Origin of the sequence: Streptomyces sp. ITFR-6, from assembly GCF_031844725.1 — a bacterium.
In the GTDB taxonomy this organism is placed as follows: domain Bacteria; phylum Actinomycetota; class Actinomycetes; order Streptomycetales; family Streptomycetaceae; genus Streptomyces.
Map to the genome: position 1 here is coordinate 4,400,402 of NZ_CP134612.1, position 20,897 is coordinate 4,421,298.

The 20,897-nt window shown below is 68.8% G+C and carries 18 protein-coding genes, 1 tRNA gene and 1 pseudogene; 11 read left to right on the forward strand and 9 right to left on the reverse strand.

The window, feature by feature from the left end; all coding sequences use genetic code 11:
* Nucleotides 1-51 precede the first annotated feature (51 nt).
* Nucleotides 52-843, reverse strand: a complete 792-nt coding sequence (locus RLT59_RS20015) for a DUF2637 domain-containing protein (protein WP_311304651.1) — start codon at nt 841-843, stop codon at nt 52-54.
* A 181-nt stretch (nt 844-1,024) separates the two neighbouring features.
* Nucleotides 1,025-2,254, reverse strand: a complete 1,230-nt coding sequence (locus RLT59_RS20020) for a DUF3631 domain-containing protein (protein ID WP_311307794.1) — start codon at nt 2,252-2,254, stop codon at nt 1,025-1,027.
* 306 nt (nt 2,255-2,560) lie between these two features.
* Here RLT59_RS20020 and RLT59_RS20025 point away from each other — a divergent pair, with 306 nt between their 5' ends.
* The 5 genes and pseudogenes from RLT59_RS20025 (at nt 2,561) to RLT59_RS20045 (ending at nt 6,581) form a co-directional block, all read left to right on the forward strand.
* Entirely contained in the window at nt 2,561-3,046 is a 486-nt protein-coding gene (locus RLT59_RS20025; RefSeq protein ID WP_311304652.1) for a helix-turn-helix domain-containing protein, read from the forward strand.
* A gap of 188 nt (nt 3,047-3,234) precedes the next feature.
* A complete protein-coding gene (locus tag RLT59_RS20030) occupies nt 3,235-3,453 on the forward strand; it encodes a helix-turn-helix domain-containing protein (protein WP_010071525.1) in 219 nt (72 codons plus the stop codon).
* Nucleotides 3,453-4,592, forward strand: a pseudogene (locus RLT59_RS20035) (tyrosine-type recombinase/integrase). The gene RLT59_RS20030 and the pseudogene RLT59_RS20035 overlap by 1 nt, the downstream one beginning before the upstream one ends.
* A 162-nt stretch (nt 4,593-4,754) precedes the next feature.
* Nucleotides 4,755-5,393, forward strand: a complete 639-nt coding sequence (locus RLT59_RS20040; RefSeq protein ID WP_311304653.1) for a hypothetical protein — start codon at nt 4,755-4,757, stop codon at nt 5,391-5,393.
* A 30-nt stretch (nt 5,394-5,423) separates the two neighbouring features.
* Nucleotides 5,424-6,581 (forward strand): helix-turn-helix domain-containing protein, encoded by a 1,158-nt coding sequence (locus RLT59_RS20045; protein ID WP_311304654.1) that lies wholly within the window; start codon nt 5,424-5,426, stop codon nt 6,579-6,581.
* Between the two features lie 230 nt (nt 6,582-6,811).
* Here the strand turns inward: RLT59_RS20045 and RLT59_RS20050 are convergent.
* Nucleotides 6,812-6,882 (reverse strand) — tRNA-Gly (locus tag RLT59_RS20050).
* Nucleotides 6,883-7,371: 489 nt separating this feature from the next.
* Here RLT59_RS20050 and dcd point away from each other — a divergent pair.
* Both dcd and RLT59_RS20060 read left to right on the forward strand, forming a co-directional pair.
* Nucleotides 7,372-7,947: a dCTP deaminase gene (dcd, locus tag RLT59_RS20055; protein ID WP_073733490.1), complete on the forward strand. Its 576-nt coding sequence runs from the start codon at nt 7,372-7,374 to the stop codon at nt 7,945-7,947.
* 6 nt (nt 7,948-7,953) lie between these two features.
* Nucleotides 7,954-8,454 (forward strand): phosphoribosyltransferase, encoded by a 501-nt coding sequence (locus tag RLT59_RS20060; RefSeq protein WP_311304655.1) that lies wholly within the window; start codon nt 7,954-7,956, stop codon nt 8,452-8,454.
* Between the two features lie 70 nt (nt 8,455-8,524).
* On the opposite strand, the gene RLT59_RS20065 is transcribed toward RLT59_RS20060, so the two are convergent.
* The 4 genes from RLT59_RS20065 to RLT59_RS20080 form a co-directional block, all read right to left on the reverse strand.
* Nucleotides 8,525-9,481, reverse strand: coding sequence for a Yip1 family protein (locus tag RLT59_RS20065; protein ID WP_311304656.1), 957 nt, complete (start codon nt 9,479-9,481; stop codon nt 8,525-8,527).
* Between the two features lie 152 nt (nt 9,482-9,633).
* Nucleotides 9,634-10,776, reverse strand: a complete 1,143-nt coding sequence (locus RLT59_RS20070) for an FG-GAP repeat domain-containing protein (RefSeq protein ID WP_399125754.1) — start codon at nt 10,774-10,776, stop codon at nt 9,634-9,636.
* A 188-nt stretch (nt 10,777-10,964) separates the two neighbouring features.
* On the reverse strand, nt 10,965-13,247 hold the full coding sequence (locus RLT59_RS20075; protein ID WP_311304657.1) for a (Fe-S)-binding protein: 2,283 nt from the start codon (nt 13,245-13,247) through the stop codon (nt 10,965-10,967).
* A gap of 114 nt (nt 13,248-13,361) precedes the next feature.
* Entirely contained in the window at nt 13,362-14,138 is a 777-nt protein-coding gene (locus RLT59_RS20080; protein ID WP_311304658.1) for a sugar transferase, read from the reverse strand.
* Between the two features lie 357 nt (nt 14,139-14,495).
* Between RLT59_RS20080 and dnaK the strand changes: the two genes are divergently transcribed.
* The 4 genes from dnaK (at nt 14,496) to RLT59_RS20100 (ending at nt 18,776) form a co-directional block, all read left to right on the forward strand.
* Entirely contained in the window at nt 14,496-16,355 is a 1,860-nt protein-coding gene (gene dnaK, locus RLT59_RS20085; RefSeq protein ID WP_311304659.1) for a molecular chaperone DnaK, read from the forward strand.
* A complete protein-coding gene (grpE, locus tag RLT59_RS20090; RefSeq protein WP_311304660.1) occupies nt 16,352-17,011 on the forward strand; it encodes a nucleotide exchange factor GrpE in 660 nt (219 codons plus the stop codon). Before dnaK ends, grpE begins: the two co-directional genes overlap by 4 nt.
* Before the next feature lie 123 nt (nt 17,012-17,134).
* Nucleotides 17,135-18,328, forward strand: coding sequence for a molecular chaperone DnaJ (gene dnaJ, locus RLT59_RS20095; RefSeq protein WP_311304661.1), 1,194 nt, complete (start codon nt 17,135-17,137; stop codon nt 18,326-18,328).
* 1 nt (nt 18,329) lies between these two features.
* Complete coding sequence (locus RLT59_RS20100) at nt 18,330-18,776, forward strand: heat shock protein transcriptional repressor HspR (protein WP_311304662.1); 447 nt, start codon at nt 18,330-18,332, stop codon at nt 18,774-18,776.
* 4 nt (nt 18,777-18,780) lie between these two features.
* Here RLT59_RS20100 and RLT59_RS20105 read toward each other — a convergent pair whose 3' ends face one another.
* Nucleotides 18,781-19,710 (reverse strand): helix-turn-helix transcriptional regulator, encoded by a 930-nt coding sequence (locus tag RLT59_RS20105; RefSeq protein WP_311304663.1) that lies wholly within the window; start codon nt 19,708-19,710, stop codon nt 18,781-18,783.
* Between the two features lie 181 nt (nt 19,711-19,891).
* A complete protein-coding gene (locus tag RLT59_RS20110; protein ID WP_399125758.1) occupies nt 19,892-20,866 on the reverse strand; it encodes a helix-turn-helix transcriptional regulator in 975 nt (324 codons plus the stop codon).
* Nucleotides 20,867-20,897 lie beyond the last annotated feature (31 nt).

Consider the following 20,897-nt stretch of genomic DNA (forward strand, 5'->3'; position numbering starts at 1 on the left):
CGTGCTCGCCCCGGCGATTCCGAGGCGAGCAGTTGGCGGGAGGGCGCGGGCCTACGCCGTGGTTCGGGCTTGGCCGAGCTCGGCCTGGAGGAGGTTCTTGACCTCGTCCAGGCGGGACCGCCCGATGCCGAGTCCATTGGCGTGGACGGCCGCCTCGATGTGGCGGCGAGAGATTTGGCCGCCACGTCCCAGGGGAGCCGTACGTCCGATCTCCACTGCCTGCTCGAAGGTGGCGCTCGGTCGGCCACGACGTTTGCCACGAGGCTGGGTGGGCTGAGACACGGACATCGCAGGGGCCTTGGCCACATCAGCGTCGGGCACCTGGGCCGGTGTAGGGGGCACCCCGTCTTCGGGAGAAGTGGCTCCGTCGTTGTGCGGCTCGGGGCGGGGCTTCGTTCGCGTGGGTCGGCGTTGAACGAGGAGGTAGAGGTGGACGGCTCCGGCCAGGGCGAGCGGGGCGATGGCGGAGATGGCCCCGACGGTGAGGTCGTCGAGAGCGAGTGCGCTGCGCCGGTTCTGCTGATTGAGGCGGATGGCGTGCAGGACGTTGGCCCAGATGCTGGTGGCGGTGGCGATGCCGACCAGTGCCGAGACGTAGAGGCGGGCGGACAAGGGCGCGGTCCGTAGGACGAGCAGGGAGCCGATCCCGATGAAAACGTCGATGACGAGCGGGAAGGCGTAGGTGAGCGCGGGATGGATGTGGCTGGCGGCGGCCATCTGACGCAGGGCGTCGTAGGAAAGCGCGAAGGCGGCCACGGCCAGCAGTGCGACACCGGTGCGGATGGCCGGTGCCAAGGGCGGCAGCGCGGTCGACGGTCCTGCGGCGAGAGTGGGTGAAGGCAAGGGGGAGTGCTCCAAGAGGTGCGAGGTTCGGCCCAGGGGCGCGAGGACCCGTCGCGACATGTCGCATGCCTGGTCAGGGCAGATGCGGGTGTGGCGGTGACGTCGAGACGACTCGTCACCGGATCTCGACCTGTCACCGCTTTGACCTGCGCGGAGACGAGTCGTGACGGGTCGTGCAGGGTCAGTCCCCGGTCGCGGCTTCGGGTGCGGGCTCGGGGCAGTAGCGGGCCCAGGCGTCGGCGAAGTGCCGACGGGTGTAGCCCCGAGCCTGGACGTTGCCGTGGAAGCGCTTGGGGGCAGAGCTGATGCCGTACTCGTTGAGCAGGATCTGCAGGCCCCGTGGAGTGAGGCCGTTGGCGGTGTACTCCGGCCAGGGGGTCTCGGCGTCCTGGTTGAGGATGTCCAGGAGCCGACTGGTGCGCAGCGCTGGTGGGTTGCCCTCGGAGGCGAAGGCGCGGCGGACGTCGGCCAGGAGGCGGATGCCCAGGCTGCTCCGGTCTTGGTCCTGTTCGGCCTCGTGCTTTGCCATGACCCGGCAAGCATTGCGGGCGAGAGAAGGCCACGTCCCGCCGGCGAGGTCGGCGACTGCGACCAGTGGCTGCCAGGTGTCGGCCGCCCGGTCTTCGACCGGCATTGAGGGTGTTAGTTCCATCGCGCTGGCGTGGAGCGGGCCCAGCCATGTGGCGAGTCGCTCGCGCAGGGCGTGGAGGGGCGGGGTGTCGCGGAAGGTACGAAATTCGGCGACCTTCTCGCCCGGCATGCGGCGCCGCATGCGGATCACGACCGAGCGGTCCATGATCGTGTCAGGCAGGTCTCCGATTCCGGCGAGGGCTGCCATGGCGAAGGTGGGGAACTTCGACACCTCGTGGTTGGGTCCTGAGACCCGCAGGGTCGGGCGGTTGCGCTGGTGACCGGCGTTGAGCAGGCCGCGCATCTCCTCGTTCTTCTCCGCGACCTTTGCAGACCCGAAGAGGGTGTCGGCCTCGTCGACCAGCAGGGTGGGCGGGGTGTCGGTGATCGATCGGAACACCGCGGCGGCCGAGGCGTTGACCGTGATGAGCGGATCGTGGACGCTCTCGGTGATCACGTCCAGGAGCCGCGACTTACCGCACCGCTTCGCAGGCCCCACCACCGCCAAACGCGGCGCGTGCTGCCATGCGGTCTGCAGGTGCGTCGCCGCAACCCACAAAGTCACCGCCACTGATGCCTCCTCGCTCGGCATCACCACGTACCGCAGGATCTGCTCCCGCAGCGACGTGAGGACTTCTTCGCCTTCGGAGGCGGAGGCGAGGTGGTGCTGTTCGGAGGAGGGCCCGTCCTCGTCGGGACGGGGGCGGCCGGGTACGGCCACGGGCGGCCAGGCGGCCGCGCCGACGGGAAGAGATGGCGTGCTCGGGGCGGGATCGTCCATACTGGACATGTAGCTCCTCTACTTGCAGGCCAATGGGACGGCAATCCCGGCTTGCAGGTCAGTCGTTCAGGGATGGGCGGCATGAGGTTTGCGCGCTGAGCCCCTCGGTGTTGGGTCACCGGGGGGCTTTTTGTGCTCCTGGGCAGGTCGCAGCGCGCGCCAGCGGACCGATGCGGTCTGCTGGGGAGTTTCAACTGTACCACCGCCTATGCCGATCGCATAGCGCTTTGCGATCGGCAGAAGCGATGCTAGCGTTATGACATGCGCCGAAGTGGCGGTGAACGCGGAGAGCGAGAGGAGGCGGCGATGTCGGATGACGAAGAGGGCTCCGAGGGAGTGCTCCTCAGCGGCGAAGAGAACGCCACCGTGCGGATCAAGCTGGAGCGGGAGAAGCGCGGCTGGAGCACCACGACGCTGTCCGACCACATGAACGAGGCCGGCTTCGACATGAACCCGTCCGCGGTGTGGCGTATCGAGAACCGCAAGCGCCGCATCAACCTCGACGAGGCCATCGGCTTCGCCGAGGTCTTCGGCGTCCCGCTCAGCAACTTCGTCGGGCCGCCCAGCCTGGCGACCATGGGTCGCGCCATGGAGTTGATCGACAACGTCGTCGCCACCTACCGGTCCTCCAACCGCGCCAACCACGAGGCGCGGAGAGCCCGCGATCAGCTCGACGCCTACCTCGCCGACCACCCGGACATCCGGGAGGAAGCCGATGTGATGGTCTCCAACGCCATCGCGACCGAGCTGATCAAGATCAACGAAGAGTACGGTCCCGCTTCCGACGCGTAGCGCACCGATCCAGCCGCCGCAGTGGGAACGCAAACCCCCGCTGCGGACGCATCACCCGTCCCATCCCTGAACGACACCAGGCCAGCCCAGGGTTGCCGCCCTGCCCGCCGGCCAGAACCGGAGCACCAACCTTGCGCCCTTCGGCGATACCGCACGTCCCTGCTCAGCGCACCCTCCAGCCGGAGGAGGTGACCACCACCGACCCCCTCCTCACCGTGGAGCAGGCCGCCGAACGCCTCGGCACCGGCGTGCGCTTCATCCGGCGACTCGTCCAGGAGCGCCGTATCCGCTACGTCAAGCTCGGCAAGCCCGTGCGGATACCCGAGAGCGCCATCGCCGCATACATCGAGGAGCGCACCGTGCCGACTCTCCGCGATGAGCGTTCCCGCTACGGGAAGGCCGCCTGATGGCCACCCGCAAGCCGCAGAGGCGGCGTGAATTCGGCACGGTCCGCCAACTGCCTTCGGGGCGCTGGCAGGCACGCTACTGAGCCCCGGACGGCAGCCGCCGTACCGCCCCGGAGACCTTCTCGACGCGCACGGACGCCCAGACCTGGCTCACGCTCACCCAGGCCGACATCGAGCGCAAGCACTGGGTCGACCCGGACGCCGGGGCGCTCAACTTCGCTGCCTACGCGGTCCAGTGGGTCGAGGAGCGCGGCCTCTCGGCCACCACGGAGGAGCTGTACCGCAGGCTTCTCCGGCTGCACCTGCTGCCCACGTTCGCCTCGGTGAACCTGGACGACATCACACCGCCCGGTGTGCGTACCTGGCGGGCCGAGCGGCTGGAAGCAACCGGTGCGACGACCGTCGCTAAGTCGTACCGCCTCCTCAAGGCCATCATGGAGACGGCCGCCGACGACGAATTGATCCGCCGCAACCCCTGCCGGATCAGGGGCGCCGGCAGTGAGAGGGCCAAGGAACGCCCCACCGCCGCCGTCGAACAGGTCGACGCGCTCGCGGATGCCATGGGCCCCAGGTGGCGGCTGATGGTCTACTTCGGCGCCTACGGGCCGATGCGGCCGGAGGAGCAGGCGGCACTGCGGCGGCCCGACGTCACGCTCGAACCGCTCGCGGCCAGGATCAGCGACGCCGCGCCGGAGCTGACTACGGGCCGTCGGGTCGAGGGCGACACGAAGTCGACCGCCGGACGCCGGACCGTCTTCCTCCCGGCCTTCCTGTACATCGAGGTGAAACGCCACCTGGACTGGTACGCGGAGAAGGAGCCCAACGGCCTTCTGTTCGTCGGCGAGCGGGGCGCGCCGTTCCGGCGGTCCACCTTCGGCCGCAAGTGGCGCAGGGCACGCGCCAAGGTGGGCCTGCCGGAGGACTTCCGCTTCTACGACCTCCGCCACACCGGCCACACCTTGTCCACCCAGTCGGGGGCCACGCTGAAGGACACGATGGTCCGCGCCGGCCAGTCCTCGGAGAAGGCGGCCCTGATCTACCAACACTCCGACGGCGAGCGGCAGCGGGAGGTCGCCGGAGGAATCGATGCCAAGGTCCGTCAGCTGCGCGGACGTGCGACTGGTGTCGAGTCCGGTTGAGATCCATTGCGTCCCCGGTCAGAGCGGTTGACGACCGACTCTGACCGGGGATGCTTGAACCCTGGAAGTCGACTGAACAGGAATGCTTCTTGATTTCCCTCCTCAAATGAGGGAGGATTTCCGGAAATCGCACTCTGTGGTCAGGGGCTGAGTATGGCAGTCATGCACGTCGAGGACTCGCGGGGTCAGAGCCGTCTCGCGGACCTGGGGCTCTCGGCCGAAACCATCGAGAACGTGCTGCGGCGCGCCGAGGCGGAGCGCAACTTCTGCACGCCCCTCGACCCTGTCTCGCTCCCAGGCAACATTTTCTGGGGCAGGACCATTCGCTTCCTGCGTGAGGCGTATGTGGCTGATGGGTGGCGCAGCGTGAGCCCCCACAACGTCCCGCTCCTGCTGTCGCCTGAGGAGGACTTCGCCATCACCGCCTCCAGTGGCAACAAAGCCACCGGCTACGCGGCGCTCACCCCCGCCACCCGCTACTCGAAGGGCACGGCGGTCATCCGCCGGGTTGAGACCAACCGGCAGCTGGTGTTCCCTGGCTACGAGGCTGAACCCGAGCCTCATGGAGTCGGAGAGGGGATCGTGACCTGGTTCCTCCTGTACCAGCACGTGAACACTCTGACGGGCACGCGGCTCTGCTACGAGTTGTCTCTGCCGACCAACCCGGGGAGCCGTGGCAAGATCGACAGCTGGCACGAGCGGATCATCTTCCCCTTCATCGACTTCGAGGGCTTCAACCCGTTCCCGAACGACGACGATGGCGAAGGCGGCATCGACATCCCGATCGAGCGCCTGCCCTGATCGTCCAACCCGCAACTCATTGGCACTCCCATGACCACCGCATCCCGGATCATTCTGGCGCGCAAGCGCCGCGGGCTCACCGTCACCCGTCTTGCGCAGATGGTCGGACTCACCGCCCGACGGCTGTCCGACTACGAGAACGGCCGGGCCTACCCTCCCCCGGCCTCCCTGGCCAGCCTTGCTGAGGCTCTTGAGTTTCCAGAATCTTTCTTTGTCGCTGAGGAGGTTGCCGACCTGCCCGTCGAGTCGGTCAGCTTCAGGGCGCTAAGCAAGATGACGGCCTCACAACGAGACATTGCTCTCAGCGGTGGTCGCCTCGCCCGGATCTTGCAGGACTGGATTCGGGCTCGCTTCAAACTGCCGGCGCCAGACCTTCCGTCCTTGACCTCGTTCAGTCGTCTCGGCAGCGACAACGAACCAGTGTTTCCAGGCGAGGCCGGTGTCGAGAACTGTCCAGCCGAGCGCGCGGCCGAACTGGTTCGCACTCGATGGGGGTTGGGGGTCGCCCCGATTCCCAACATGGTTCACCTGCTCGAAGCGCACGGTGTGCGCGTGTTCTCGTTGTCCCGCGACTGCCCGGAAGTGGACGCCTTCTCCTTCTGGGACCGCAGCATCCCGTTCGTGCTGCTGAACACCGAGAAGACCGCCGAGCGTGGACGGTTCGACGCCGCACATGAGCTGGGGCACCTGGTTCTGCATGGCGAGGAACAGGTCCCCCATGGCCCCCAAGCCGAGGGGGAAGCGCATCGCTTCGCTGCTGCTCTGCTCATGCCAGCCGCAGATGTCCTGGCGTACGCCCCTCGTAACCCGAGCACCAACTGGATCCTGCAGGCGAAGCGCCGCTGGAAGGTCGCAGCCATGGCGCTCGCCCACCGCCTGCACGAACTCAACCTCACCACCGAGTGGCAGTACCGCACGCACTGCGTCGAGCTCAGTCGCATGGGCTACCGGAAGGCGGAGCCCCAGAGCACACTCACGCGGGAGACCTCCCAGGTGTTGGGCAAGGTCTTCGCAGCCCTCCGAGCGGAAGGCACCCCTCTGGCGGAAGTCGCTCGTGCTCTCGACCTACGAGCTGCAGACCTTAGTGACCTGATCTTCGGCTTGGTGGTCTTGGCTCAGGAGGGCGGGCGCGGTGGTACCCGTAGTGCAGCCGCCTCCCGGAGGCCGCGACTCTCAGTCGTGCGTTGAGCCTGCCTTTGCACTTGCGGAGGAACGTTCCATCGAGAAGAAGTGGCGCCGATCACAAGGCACCTCGCCTGCATATTGAGATGGCGCTGTCCCCGCACATCTGGGTGGTGCGGGGACAGCGCCATACACAGGGCACATAGGGGAGTTGGGGCATGCAGAGGGCACGGCAGTCCCCGAGAGGTCTAGACAACGATGAACCCCCAGGTCACTGACCTGGGGGTTCATGGAAGAGCGGGTGACGAGAATCGAACTCGCGCTCTGAGCTTGGGAAGCTCATGTTCTACCATTAAACTACACCCGCGTAACGCACTGGCTGACCAGCGACGCATCGTCCCACACTGTACCCCATGGCGGGCCCATCGATGTGCGTGCCCCGGTGGTGGGTGGGGCGGGAGGGGGGCGTGGTGCGGGGTGGATGTGGGTGGGTGGGGCGGGAGTTGGGGGCGTAGCGTGGGTTGTCGGAGTGCCGTGTGGAGTGGCGTCCCGTTCATCCCCTAATGTGGCTTTCTCGTCCACGGCTTGATGGGGAAGGGACTTGATGGAGTCCATGGAGCGCACCGTCGTCCGCTGTGCCGAAGGGCACGTTTTCGCTACCGCCTCGTTCCCGATGCAGCAGCTCGGGTCCGGGCGGATCGGTCCCGGGCGGCTTATCCGCTGTCCTCGTTGCGCCCGGTTGCGGCATGCCGTGCCGGTGGGGTTCGAGGAGCGGTAGGGCTTCCGGGAACGCGGTGACAGGCGCGCGGGGCGGCCCGATGTGGGTGGGTCCGCGCGTTCTGCGTATCCTCGGTGGGTGCTTCTCTCAGACAAGGACATCCGGGCCGAGATCGACGCCGGACGCGTACGTATTGATCCGTTCGATACGTCGATGGTGCAGCCGTCGAGCATCGATGTGCGGCTCGACCGCTACTTCCGGGTGTTCGAGAACCACCGCTATCCGCATATCGATCCCGCGGTCGAGCAGGTCGATCTGACCCGTACCGTCGAGCCGGACGGGGACGAGGCGTTCATCCTGCACCCCGGTGAGTTCGTGCTGGCCTCGACGTACGAGGTCATCTCGTTGCCCGACGATCTGGCGTCGCGGCTGGAGGGCAAGAGTTCGCTCGGCAGGCTCGGGCTGGTGACGCATTCGACGGCCGGGTTCATCGATCCGGGGTTCTCCGGGCACGTGACGCTGGAGCTGTCGAATCTGGCGACGCTGCCGATCAAGCTCTGGCCGGGGATGAAGATCGGGCAGCTGTGCATGTTCCGGCTGACCTCTCCGTCGGAGTTCCCGTACGGCTCCGAGCGGTACGGGTCGCGGTATCAGGGGCAGCGCGGTCCGACCGCCTCGCGCTCCTTCATGAACTTCCACCGGACGCAGGTGTGATGCCCCGTGAGTGATGACGTGCGGGAGAATCTGACGTACGACGGCTTCGGGCACGCCGTGCGGGAGCTGGCGCAGGCCGTGGCCGATGACGGGTACGAGCCGGATGTGGTGCTGTCCATCGCGCGCGGCGGGGTGTTCGTCGCGGGCGGGCTCGCGTACGCGCTGGACTGCAAGAACATTCACCTGGTGAACGTCGAGTTCTACACCGGTGTGGGCACCACGCTGGAGATGCCCGTCATGCTGGCGCCCGTGCCCAACGCCATCGACTTCTCGGACAAGAAGGTCCTGATCGCCGACGATGTCGCCGATACCGGGAAGACGCTGAAGCTGGTCCGTGACTTCTGCATCGATCATGTCGCCGAGGTGCGGTCCGCCGTCATCTACGAGAAGTCGCAGTCGCTCGTGAAGTGCGAGTACGTGTGGAAGAAGACCGATCGCTGGATCAACTTCCCCTGGAGCGTGGAGAAGCCCGTCGTGCGGCGCAGCGGGCAGGTGCTGGACGCCTGAGCGGCGCGGGAGACAGGGAAAGACCCCCGGGGCCGCCGTCAGGCTCCGGGGGTCTTTTTCGCTGCTCGGGTCAGATCGTGCCCAGCTTGAGGATCGACACCAGCGCGATCAGCTGGATCGCGCTCGCGCCCAGCGCCTTCGGCCACGGCAGGTCGTGGGACTTGCTCACCATCGAGGTGAACAGGCCCGCCGCCGCCAGCCAGGTCAGCCAGCCGAGGATCTGCACCAGGGAGTTCTCGCCGCCCAGGAACAGCGCGAAGATCAGGCGCGGGGCGTCCGTGATCGACATGATCAGCATGGAGAGGCCCACCGTGGGCTGCCACGCGCCGTCGCCGCCCAGCTGGCGGGCGAGCGAGTGGGTGACCGCACCGAGCACCAGGCCGCCGATGACGAAGCCGACGCCCGTGATGATGACGTAGGGGATGGCGTTGCCGACCGGGGCGTTGATCGCGTCGTCGCGGGCCTGGTCGAAGCCGAAGAGCGCCAGCAGGCCGTAGAGGAACGTGACGATGAGCGCCGGGCCCCAGACGGGGTAGTCGCGCATCTGCCAGAACGTCGCGGCGGGGCGCGTCACGATGCCGGTCAGCAGCTGCTTCCAGTGCAGGCGCGGGCCCGACGGCTGGACGGGGGCCTGGCCGGCGCGGTAGGTGTTCCCGTCGCCGTAGGGGTCCTCGTTGATGCTGAAGGCCTGCGTGTGGCCCGGGTTGTTCGCGTACGGGTCGCCGCTCTGGTGCGGGTGCTGCTGAGGGTGCTGCGGGTGCTGCTGGGGGTACGGGTCGGCGAAGTACTCCGGCTCGTCCGGTCCGCCGCCCTGGTACCCGCCGCCCTGGTACCCGTCACCGGCCTGGTAGCTGCCGGGGTGATACCCGCCGCCGTTGTGCGGGGCGCCGTTTCCTCCCGTCGGCGGCCATTGCTGCTGTCCGTACGGCGGCGGTGCCTGATTGCCGTACGGCTGCTGCCGCGGTTGCTGCTGCGCTTGCTGCGGGGTGCGGTTGTCCCGGCCGCGTCCGATCCTGAATCCAGCCACGTAATCGAACGTACCTGGTCCGTCCGGGGTGGGTGGGAGGGGCGGGGGAACTGGGCCGCCTTTGAGGCTCAGCTGTGACATCCCCTAAGGGAACCCTGGGGGGTTGTCCGCAGTGGACGGGCAGTGGACGGGGAGTCGGCGCGCTGTGGTGGTCAGTTCGCGTTGAACAGTGCGCTGGTGAACGTGATCAGCGGGCGGTCCGGAGTGGCCGCCGGGTACAGGGCGATCAGGTCGGCCGTCTCGCCGCGGTGGGTGCGCACCACCGTGTCCGGCTTCCGGTCGTCGTCGAAGTCCGCGTAGCGCATGAGCAGGGTCGTTTCCGCGCGGGACGGGGCGCCGGCCCCCGGGCTCCTGCGCAGGGGCGCGGCCGGGAGCTTTCCGGCCGGGGCCCCGAAGCGGTACGGGCCGCCCGGCCGGCCCGGTCCGTCGGGGCTGCCGAGCAGCAGCGTGCCCTTGGCCGGCGTACCCGGCTCGTGGCGGCGGGCGGCGTACACCAGGTCGTCGTAGCCGTCCCCGTTCACGTCCGTCCGGGGCTCGGGCGCCGACAGCGCGGGCCCTGCCCCCGGAATGGTGCCCCCGGCTCTGTGCGGGCGGCCGTCGCGGGTGAAGGGGCCGCGCAGGAAGCTGAGCCGGCCCGCGCTCGCCGTCACGGCCAGATCGGGCTTCCCGTCCCCGTCGAAGTCGCCGCAGACCGGGTGGTCGGGCCACTCGTTGCCGAAGCGGGCCCGGTCCGGGATGCGGAGCGCGACCGCCCTGCCGGTGAGGCCCGCGGGGGAGCCGAAGAGGATCTGCAGCGGTACGGGCGGGCGCCCGATGCCGTTGTACGGGGGGTCGGTGGCCACGACCAGGTCGGTGAAGCCGTCCCGGTCCAGGTCGCAGGAGGCCTCCGCGTCGAACGCGGAGGGGAGGGTGTCGCCGATCTTGGCGGCGTTCGCGTGCGCGCTCAGCAACTGGCGTACCGACGGGTCCAGGCCCCGGGAGGCGGAGCCGTACACGATGCCGATGCCCGCGTCGTCGCCGTGGGCGTCGGCGGCGGGTTTCACCAGGTTGTTCAGGACGAGGTCGCGGTGGCCGTCGCCGTTGAAGTCGTCGGGGGTGTGGCTGCCGGTGCCGCGCGGGACCGGGTGGCGCTGCGCGCCGGCGAGTCCGGACAGGGCGGTGGGCGGGGCGTCGCCGTTCTTGCCCGGTCCGGAGGGGCCGGAGGAGTCCGGGGAGCCCCCGCAGGCCGCCAGCAGGAGGGCGCAGGCGCAGCCGGCCGCGGCGGTGGCCGTCGCCCTCGCGATTCGTATCCGCACTGGAGTAGCCCGCCTGCCCGTCCTCGTTCGTCCCGTGTGCCCTGGGTGCTCGGCGCGAAGCTCTGGTGCCGTCTCACCTGCCGGTGGCCGTCCCACATGATGCGTCACCGGACCGGGAAAGCAGAAGCGGCCGGTCCTGCCCCCGAGGCAGGTCCGGCCGCTTCCGCGACGCCGTGGAGCGTTGGCGGTTACTTCACCGGCTCCGGCTCCGGCGCGTCCGCCGTTTCCGGCTCGCCCGCCGGGTCGGCCGGGGTCTTCACGGAGTCGAGCAGCAGCTGCGAGACGTCGACCACCTGGATCGACTCCTTCGCCTTGCCGTCGTTCTTCTTGCCGTTGACCGAGTCGGTCAGCATGACCAGGCAGAACGGGCAGGCCGTGGAGACGATGTCCGGGTTGAGGGAGAGGGCCTCGTCGACGCGCTCGTTGTTGACGCGCTTGCCGATCCGCTCCTCCATCCACATCCGGGCACCACCGGCGCCGCAGCAGAAGCCGCGCTCCTTGTGGCGGTGCATCTCCTCGTTCCGCAGGCCCGGGACCTTCGCGATGATCTCGCGCGGGGGCGTGTAGATCTTGTTGTGACGGCCCAGGTAGCAGGGGTCGTGGTACGTGATCAGACCCTCGACCGGCGTCACCGGGATCAGCTTGCCCTCGTCCACCAGGTGCTGGAGCAGCTGCGTGTGGTGGATGACCTCGTACTCGCCGCCGAGCTGCGGGTACTCGTTCGCGATGGTGTTGAAGCAGTGCGGGCAGGTCGCGACGATCTTCTTCGTCGCCTTGGCCTTCTTCGTCGAGTCGTCCACGCCTCCGTCCTCGTCGAGGGACTCGCCGAATGCCATGTTCAGCATCGCCACGTTCTCCTGGCCGAGCTGCTGGAACAGCGGCTCGTTGCCCAGGCGGCGGGCCGAGTCACCCGTGCACTTCTCGTCGCCGCCCATGATCGCGAACTTGACGCCCGCGATGTGCAGCAGCTCCGCGAAGGCCTTGGTGGTCTTCTTGGCGCGGTCCTCCAGGGCGCCGGCGCAGCCGACCCAGTAGAGGTAGTCGACCTCGGTGAGGTCCTCGACGTCCTTGCCGACGATCGGGACCTCGAAGTCGACCTCCTTGGTCCACTCGACGCGCTGCTTCTTGGCGAGCCCCCAGGGGTTGCCCTTCTTCTCCAGGTTCTTGAGCATCGTGCCCGCCTCGGACGGGAACGAGGACTCGATCATCACCTGGTAGCGGCGCATGTCGACGATGTGGTCGATGTGCTCGATGTCGACCGGGCACTGCTCCACGCACGCACCGCAGGTGGTGCAGGACCAGAGGACGTCCGGGTCGATGACGCCGTTCTCCTCCGCCGTGCCGATCAGCGGGCGCTCGGCCTCCGCGAGGGCGGCCGCGGGGACGTCCTTGAGCTGCTCCTCCGTCGCCTTCTCGTTGCCCTCCATGTCCTTGCCGCCACCGGCCAGCAGGTACGGGGCCTTGGCGTGCGCGTGGTCGCGCAGGGACATGACCAGGAGCTTCGGGGAGAGCGGCTTGCCGGTGTTCCAGGCGGGGCACTGCGACTGGCAGCGGCCGCACTCGGTGCACGTGGAGAAGTCGAGGATGCCCTTCCAGGAGAACTGCTCGACCTGGGAGACGCCGAAGGTGTCGTCCTCGCCCGGGTCCTCCCAGTCGATCGGCTTGCCGCCCGACGTCATCGGCCGCAGCGCGCCGAGCGCGACCTCGCCGTCGGCGTTGCGCTTGAACCAGATGTTCGGGAAGGCGAGGAAGCGGTGCCAGGCGACACCCATGTTGGTGTTGAGCGAGACCGTGATCATCCAGATCAGCGAGACGCCGATCTTGATCATCGCGGTGAGGTAGATGAGGTTCTGCAGCGTGCCGAGCGCGAGTCCCTTGAAGGCGAGGACCAGCGGGTACGAGACGAAGTACGCCGCCTCGTAGCCGCCGACGTGGTGGATCGCGCCTTCGAGTCCGCGCAGGGTCAGGATCGCCAGGCCGATGACGAGGATGACGTACTCGACGAAGTACGCCTGCCAGGCCTTGGAGCCCGCGAACCGCGACTTGCGGCCGGCCCGGGAGGGCAGGTTCAGCAGCCTGATGGCGATCAGCACGAGAATGCCGACCGTCGTCATCAGGCCGATGAACTCGATGTACAGCTCGAACGGCAGCCATTCACCGATGATCGGCAGGACCCAGTCCGCCTTGAACAGCTGTCCGTACGCCTGGAGCAGCGTCGGCGGCAGTGTCAGGAAGCCGATGGCGACGAACCAGTGCGCGAAGCCGACGATCCCCCACCGGTTCATCCGGGTGTGGCCGAGGAACTCCTTGACCAGGGTGATCGTGCGCTGTTTCGGGTTGTCCGTGCGGCTGCCGGCCGGGACCGGCTGTCCGAGCGTGACGAACCGGTAGATCTGCGCGACGGCTCGGGCGATGAGCGCAACGCCGACCACGGTCAGCACCAGCGACACGATGATCGCGGCGAGTTGCATTGGGGGCTCCTCGGGCCTGCGAGGGTGGGATTCAGCGGTGATCGCTGATTGCTCGGATGTTACTCAGATGCTTACTAAGCAGTAACTTAATCAGTCTGTGCTGACACTATCCACTTATTCCGCCACGCTGTAGTTGGGCAGGCGGTGATCTGTGTCGCTCAGGCATACCTGGCCTCGCCGGGCGAGTCCGCGGACCGTCCGGCGCAGCGGACCGTGCACGGCCTCGGCCAGGATCGCCAGGTCCAGGGCGGTCCCCCGGTGCTCGGCGTAGTGCTGGTCGAGGAGGGCCGCCTCGTCCCACGGCATCGTGGAGCGGCGGCGCACCTGCGCCAGGCCGGTCAGTCCTGGCTTCAGTTCACGCCGCCAGTCTCTCGCACCGGCGGCCGTGCCCCGTTCGTCGCCCGGCGCGAGCGGTTCGGGGCCGACCAGGGAGAGCTCGCCCCGTACGACGTGCGGCAGCCGGGAGAGCACGTCGAGCCGCAGCCGCCGGGTGCGCAGTGACCGCAGTACGAAGGGCCTGCCCGCCGGTCCGGTGCGAGGGGAGCGGTCCAGTACGCCGCCGGGGTGCCGCTGTACGGCGAGGGTGAGGGCGGCCGCCGCGAGGGCGGGGGCGGCCAGCAGCAGGAGGGCCGAGCCGAGGAGCAGGTCCAGGGTGCGTTTGGCGGTGGGGTGCGGCGGGGCGAGGGCTCTCAGGCGGGCGAGGGCCGCGCGGGCGCGCGCTGTGCGGGAGGGGCGCGGTGGCTGCCAGGGCCGCCGTGCCGGGCCCGGCCGCTGAGTCCAGCCCTGCCGCTGCCCTCGCGTCTGCCGCTGAGTCCAGCCCTGCCGCTCTCCCCGCGTCTGCCGCCGGCTCCGGCTCGGCGGCAGCCGTCGTCCCGGCCTCTGTGTCCGCATCGTTCGCACCTGCCTGGTGTCGCTGTCCGGTATCGGATGCCTGGGGTGGTCGAGTGCCTGTTTTGTGTGGCTCACGGCATTTTGTGACAGAACGATCCCATGGCGCGATGATGGTGGGGGGTGCGTCGCCCGCGAGGCGGGCAGGTGTCGTCGGGGAGCGGCTCGGATTCGTCCGATGTGGCGCGTATGAGGCGTGTGCCCGATGCGTGTCCGCCGTCACAGAGATGGGCAATTCGCTGGTGGCGCGAAGTGTGTGCATGTTAGTTGAGTCGCCTCGACTCAGGTCTGTTGACTCCGGGAGCGATGTCATGCATCCTTGAGTCAGATCCACTCAAGTAGTCAGTTGGAGGAATTGAAATGGCACGTGCGGTCGGCATCGACCTGGGCACGACTAACTCCGTCGTCAGCGTTCTCGAAGGCGGCGAGCCCACCGTCATCACCAACGCCGAAGGCGCCAGGACCACGCCGTCCGTCGTCGCCTTCGCGAAGAACGGCGAGGTTCTGGTCGGCGAGGTCGCCAAGCGCCAGGCAGTGACGAACGTCGACAGGACCATCCGCTCCGTCAAGCGCCACATGGGCACTGACTGGAAGATCGACCTGGACGGCAAGAGCTTCAACCCGCAGCAGATGAGCGCCTTCATCCTGCAGAAGCTGAAGCGTGACGCCGAGTCGTACCTGGGCGAGAAGGTCGCCGACGCGGTGATCACCGTTCCGGCGTACTTCAACGACTCCGAGCGTCAGGCGACGAAGGAGGCCGGCGAGATCGCGGGCCTGAACGTCCTGCGTATCGTCAACGAGCCGACGGCCGCCGCGCTGGCGTACGGGCTCGACAAGGACGACCAGACGATCCTCGTCTTCGACCTCGGTGGCGGCACCTTCGACGTGTCGCTCCTGGAGATCGGTGACGGCGTCGTCGAGGTGAAGGCCACCAACGGTGACAACAACCTCGGTGGTGACGACTGGGACCAGCGCGTCGTCGACTACCTGGTGAAGCAGTTCGCCAACGGGCACGGCGTGGACCTGTCCAAGGACAAGATGGCTCTCCAGCGTCTCCGCGAGGCCGCGGAGAAGGCGAAGATCGAGCTGTCGTCCTCGACGGAGACCACGATCAACCTGCCGTACATCACGGCGTCGGCCGAGGGCCCGCTGCACCTGGACGAGAAGCTCACGCGCTCGCAGTTCCAGCAGCTCACCGCGGACCTCCTGGACCGCTGCAAGAACCCGTTCCACAACGTCATCAAGGACGCGGGCATCCAGCTCTCCGAGATCGACCACGTCGTTCTCGTCGGTGGCTCGACCCGTATGCCGGCCGTCGCCGAGCTCGTCAAGGAGCTCACGGGCGGCCAGGACGCCAACAAGGGTGTGAACCCGGACGAGGTCGTCGCCATCGGCGCCTCGCTCCAGGCCGGTGTCCTCAAGGGCGAGGTCAAGGACGTCCTGCTCCTCGACGTGACCCCGCTGTCCCTCGGTATCGAGACCAAGGGAGGGATCATGACGAAGCTCATCGAGCGCAACACCACGATCCCGACCAAGCGTTCCGAGATCTTCACGACGGCCGAGGACAACCAGCCGTCCGTGCAGATCCAGGTCTACCAGGGCGAGCGCGAGATCGCGGCGTACAACAAGAAGCTCGGGATGTTCGAGCTGACCGGTCTGCCGCCGGCCCCGCGCGGCGTGCCGCAGATCGAGGTCGCGTTCGACATCGACGCCAACGGCATCATGCACGTCGCTGCCAAGGACCTCGGCACCGGCAAGGAGCAGAAGATGACCGTCACCGGTGGCTCCTCGCTGCCGAAGGACGAGGTCAACCGGATGCGCGAAGAGGCCGAGCAGTACGCGGACGAGGACCACCGCCGCCGCGAGGCCGCCGAGTCGCGCAACCAGGGCGAGCAGCTCGTCTACCAGACGGAGAAGTTCCTCAAGGACAACGAGGACAAGGTCCCCGGTGACGTGAAGACGGAGGTGGAGACCGCGCTCACCGAGCTGAAGGAGAAGCTCAAGGGCGAGGACACCGCCGAGATCCGTACCGCCACCGAGAAGGTCGCGGCCGTCTCCCAGAAGCTGGGCCAGGCGATGTACGCCAACGCCCAGGCCGAGGGCGGCCCGCAGGCCGAGGGCCAGCCGGGTGCCGAGCAGGCCCAGGCCGACGGCCAGGACGATGTCGTCGACGCCGAGATCGTCGACGACGAGAAGGACACCAAGGGCGGTGCGGCGTGACCGAGGAGACTCCGGGCTTCGAGGAGAAGCCCGACGTCCCCTCCGGCGCCACCCCTGAAGACGCCGGGACGGAGGCCGCCACCCCCTCTTCGGAGGAGGCGGCGGCCCCCGCCGGGGACGCGAACGAGACAGCCGGTCTGACGGCACAGCTGGACCAGGTCCGCACCGCGCTCTCCGAGCGCACCGCAGACCTCCAGCGGCTCCAGGCCGAGTACCAGAACTACCGCCGCCGCGTGGAGCGGGACCGGGTCACGGTCAAGGAGATCGCGGTCGCGGGTCTCCTGTCCGAGCTGCTGCCCGTGCTCGACGACGTCGGCCGGGCCCGGGAGCACGGCGAGCTGCTGGGCGGGTTCAAGTCGGTGGCCGAATCGCTGGAGACGGTCGTCGCCAAGCTCGGCCTCCAGCAGTTCGGCAAGGAGGGCGAGCCCTTCGACCCGACGATCCACGAGGCCCTGATGCACTCGTACGCGCCGGACGTCACGGAGACGACCTGCGTGGCGATCCTGCAGCCCGGGTACCGGATCGGCGAGCGCACCATCCGTCCCGCACGGGTGGCGGTGGCCGAACCCCAGCCGGGGGCGACGCCCGCGGCCGCGAAGGACGCGAAAGAAGAGCAGGCAGCCGACGAGGAGAGCGGTGGCGGCGAGGAGGTCTGACATTCCGTCCGACCACCTGGCAGCACACCGCCCGGCCACCGGGCCTCGCGTACGGATCACGCCGCACAGCGGCCGGATCCGTACGCGAGGCCCCGGGCCGGTCGTCCGGAAGGAGGGACGTCGATGAGTACGAAGGACTTCGTCGAGAAGGACTACTACAAGGTTCTCGGCGTCCCGAAGGACGCCACGGACGCCGAGATCAAGAAGGCGTACCGGAAGCTCGCCCGCGAGTTCCACCCGGACGCCAACAAGGGTGACAACAAGGCGGAGGAGCGCTTCAAGGAGATCTCCGAGGCCAACGACATCCTCGGTGACACCAAGAAGCGCAAGGAGTACGACGAGGCCCGCGCCCTCTTCGGCAACGGCGGCTTCCGCCCCGGACCCGGCAGCGGTGGCGGCAACTTCAACTTCGACCTGGGCGACCTCTTCGGAGGCACCCCGGGCGGCGGCCAGGGCGGCGGAGCCGGCGGCTTCGGCGGCGGTGGCGGCGGCCTGGGCGACGTGTTCGGCGGCCTCTTCAACCGGGGCGGCGGCGCCGGCACCCGGGTGCAGCCGCGCCGCGGCCAGGACATCGAGTCCGAGGTGACGCTCAGCTTCACCGAGGCGGTCGACGGGGCCACGGTCCCGCTGCGGATGTCCAGCCAGGCGCCCTGCAAGGCGTGCTCCGGCACCGGCGACAAGAACGGCACCCCCAGGGTCTGCCCGACCTGCGTCGGCACCGGACAGGTCTCGCGCGGCACCGGCGGCGGATTCTCGCTCACCGATCCCTGCGTGGACTGCAAGGGCCGGGGCCTCATCGCCCAGGACCCCTGCGACGTCTGCAAGGGCAGCGGCCGGGCGAAGTCCTCCCGCACCATGCAGGTGCGGATCCCGGCGGGCGTCTCCGACGGCCAGCGGATCCGGCTGCGCGGCAAGGGCAGTCCGGGCGAGCGCGGCGGACCGGCCGGTGACCTCTACGTCATCGTCCACGTCGACGCCCACCCGGTCTTCGGCCGCAAGGGCGACAACCTCACGGTCACCGTGCCCGTCACCTTCACGGAGGCGGCGCTCGGCGGCGAGGTGAAGGTGCCCACCCTCGGCGGACCTCCGGTCACCCTGAAACTGCCGGCCGGCACGCCCAACGGGCGCACCATGCGCGCCCGGGGCAAGGGCGCGGTGCGCAAGGACGGCAGCCGCGGCGACCTCCTGGTCACCGTGGAGGTCGTGGTCCCCAAGGACCTGGGCACGGACGCCAGGGACGCCCTGGAGGCCTATCGCAAGGCCACCGCGGACCAGGACCCGCGGGCGGAGCTGTTCCAGGCAGCGAAGGGAGCTTGAGATGGACGGCCGCCGACGTAATCCGTACCAGCTGACCGATGAGTCCCCGGTGTACGTGATCTCGATCGCGGCCCAGCTCTCGGGACTGCATCCCCAGACGCTGCGCCAGTACGACCGCCTCGGCCTGGTCTCTCCCGACCGCACGGCCGGGCGCGGCAGGCGCTACTCGGCCCGCGACATCGAGCTGCTGCGCACCGTGCAGCAGCTGTCGCAGGACGAGGGCATCAACCTGGCCGGCATCAAGCGCATCATCGAGCTGGAGAACCAGGTCGCCGCGCTCCAGCAGCGGATCGCCGAGCTCTCGGCGGCCGTGGACGGCGCGGACGCGGCGCTCCAGCAGCGCGAGGCCCAGGTGCACGCCTCCTACCGGCGCGATCTGGTGCCGTACCAGGACGTGCAGCACACCAGCGCACTGGTGGTCTGGCGGCCCAAGCGGCCCAAGGAGTAGTACCTCAGCACTCCCCGAGGCCCGTCGTCCCGCTCGCGCGGGGCGGCGGGCCCTCGCGTTGTCCCGGCCGGGTCCCGGCGATCCCCGAGCGGACGAGCAGGGCGCCGAGCTGGGTGCGGCTGGTGGCGTTGAGCGTCTGCATGAGCTTGGAGACGTGGGCGCGGCAGGTGCGGACGCTGATGCCGAGCTTTCCGGCCACGACCTGGTCGGTGTGGCCCTCGACCAGGAGGCGGGCGACGCTGAGCTGGACGGCGGTGACCGAGGTGCCGGCCGGAGCGGCCGGAAGCGGCTCCGTGAGCGGGATGGCCTGCGCCCACAGGACTTCGTACATCTGGATCAGATAGCGGACCAGCGCGGGGTGCCGGATCTCCAGCGCGACATCACGCGCGGCGTTGGCCGGGATGAAGGCACGGCGGACGGGGTGCTGGTAGATGTGCCGGAGCGGCGTGCCCCGCTCCAGGGTCAGCCTGGCCCGCGACAGGGCCCTCTGGAGCTGGTCGGGCGGTCGGGTGCTGCCCGGCTGCAGCGTCCGGATCTCCTCCGTGGCGCTCTCCGTCGCGTTCTGGACGGCGGCGTCGATCAGGGGCAGGCCTTCGAGGACGGTGATGGCGAGGTTGGGGTCCGTACTGGCCACGGTCGTCAGTGGTGCCAGCGAGTCGGCCAGGGCGGCCGAGAGGCTGAGGCGTTCGTGGATCTCCCGCACGACGGGCTGCAGGAGATGGGCCAGGGCGGCGGAGGGCGGCACGGGACGTACCCAGGCCTCGTCCTGCGGGTCGGGGTGGACCAGCGCCAGCTCGGTGAGACAGGGCGCCGGTTCGATGGCGGTCCGGGGTATCCGTCCCGCGCTCAGCGCCTCGGTGTAGATGTCGACCGCCGTGTCGCACAGCGCACGGTCCTCGTGGGCGTGCGCCGGTGTGTCCTCATCTCCGCCCATTCGTGCCCCCCACTTTCGGCAGTGCAGCAAGATGACGGTGGTGGCAGCGTAGTGCGCGGTCCACTGTGGGTGTTGCGGGGGAGCCGGAAACTCTCCCGCCCGATCGGGATGGTGACCATGGCTCCACGGCCGCGTGGCCACATCTCCGGCCCGGGGTGGGGGCCTCTGGAGTGCCGGCCGGTCAGGAGTCCTGATCGAGGATTCCCGACTGGGCGATCAAGTAGCCGAGTTGGGCGCGGCTCGTGCTTCCCAGCACGGCGGACAGCTTGGCGACATGGGCGCGGCAGGTGCGGACGTTCATGCCGAGCCGACGGGCTATCGCTTCGTCGACGTGCCCCTCGATCAGCAGCGTGGCGATGGCGCGCTGGACGCCTGTGATGCCGTCGCGGGCCGGGTCGTACGGAGCCGCCTCGTCCAGCGGGACGGCCCGGCGCCAGAGTTGTTCGAAGACCTTCGTCAGATAGGCGACCAGTGCCGGATGTCGTAGTTCCAGGGCGACGGGCAGGTCGTCCTGGACCGGGATGAACGCTACGGTCTCGTCGCAGATGATGAGGCGCTCGATGAGCTCTTCGAGCGTGCGGATCTCCATCCGGGCGCCCGCCATGAGGTCGACGTAGGCGAACGTGCGCTGGCTGTGCCGGACCGTGTGCTGGTAGAGGGTGCGGACGCTGATGCCGGAATCTATGAGAGGTTTGCTGCGGGTCAGGGCCTCGCTGAGGACCTCCTCGCTGCGTTTGCCTCCGGGCTGGACGGTCAGCACTTCCGTCCGGCTCTCGGCGATCGCCAGGTCGAGCGCTCCGTTGATCCGGTCAATGCCCTCCAGCACCGTGATCGCGTGCGTGGGCGCGGGACTCTGGGCGCTGATGGCCAGAAACGGTTCGAAGGCTTCGGCCAGCTCGACAGAGGTCCGCCGGCGATCCTGGATCTCGCGTTCCAGCGGGTAGAGGCGCTGCGCCAGAGCGGCCGAAGGCGGAACCGGGCGAAGCCACGAGGCGTCGTCCGGATCAGGCAGCAGAAGGCCGAATTTGACGAGACAGGGCGCGGGCCTGACCTCGGCGCGGGCCAGTCGGCCAACGCTGAGCGCGGCCGCATACAGCCTGGCACCCTCGGTGCACAGGTTCGTGACCTCATGAGTATGTGTCGGTTTCGTGTCCATTATAGGTAAAACTCCACCCCCCAGGGTCCTG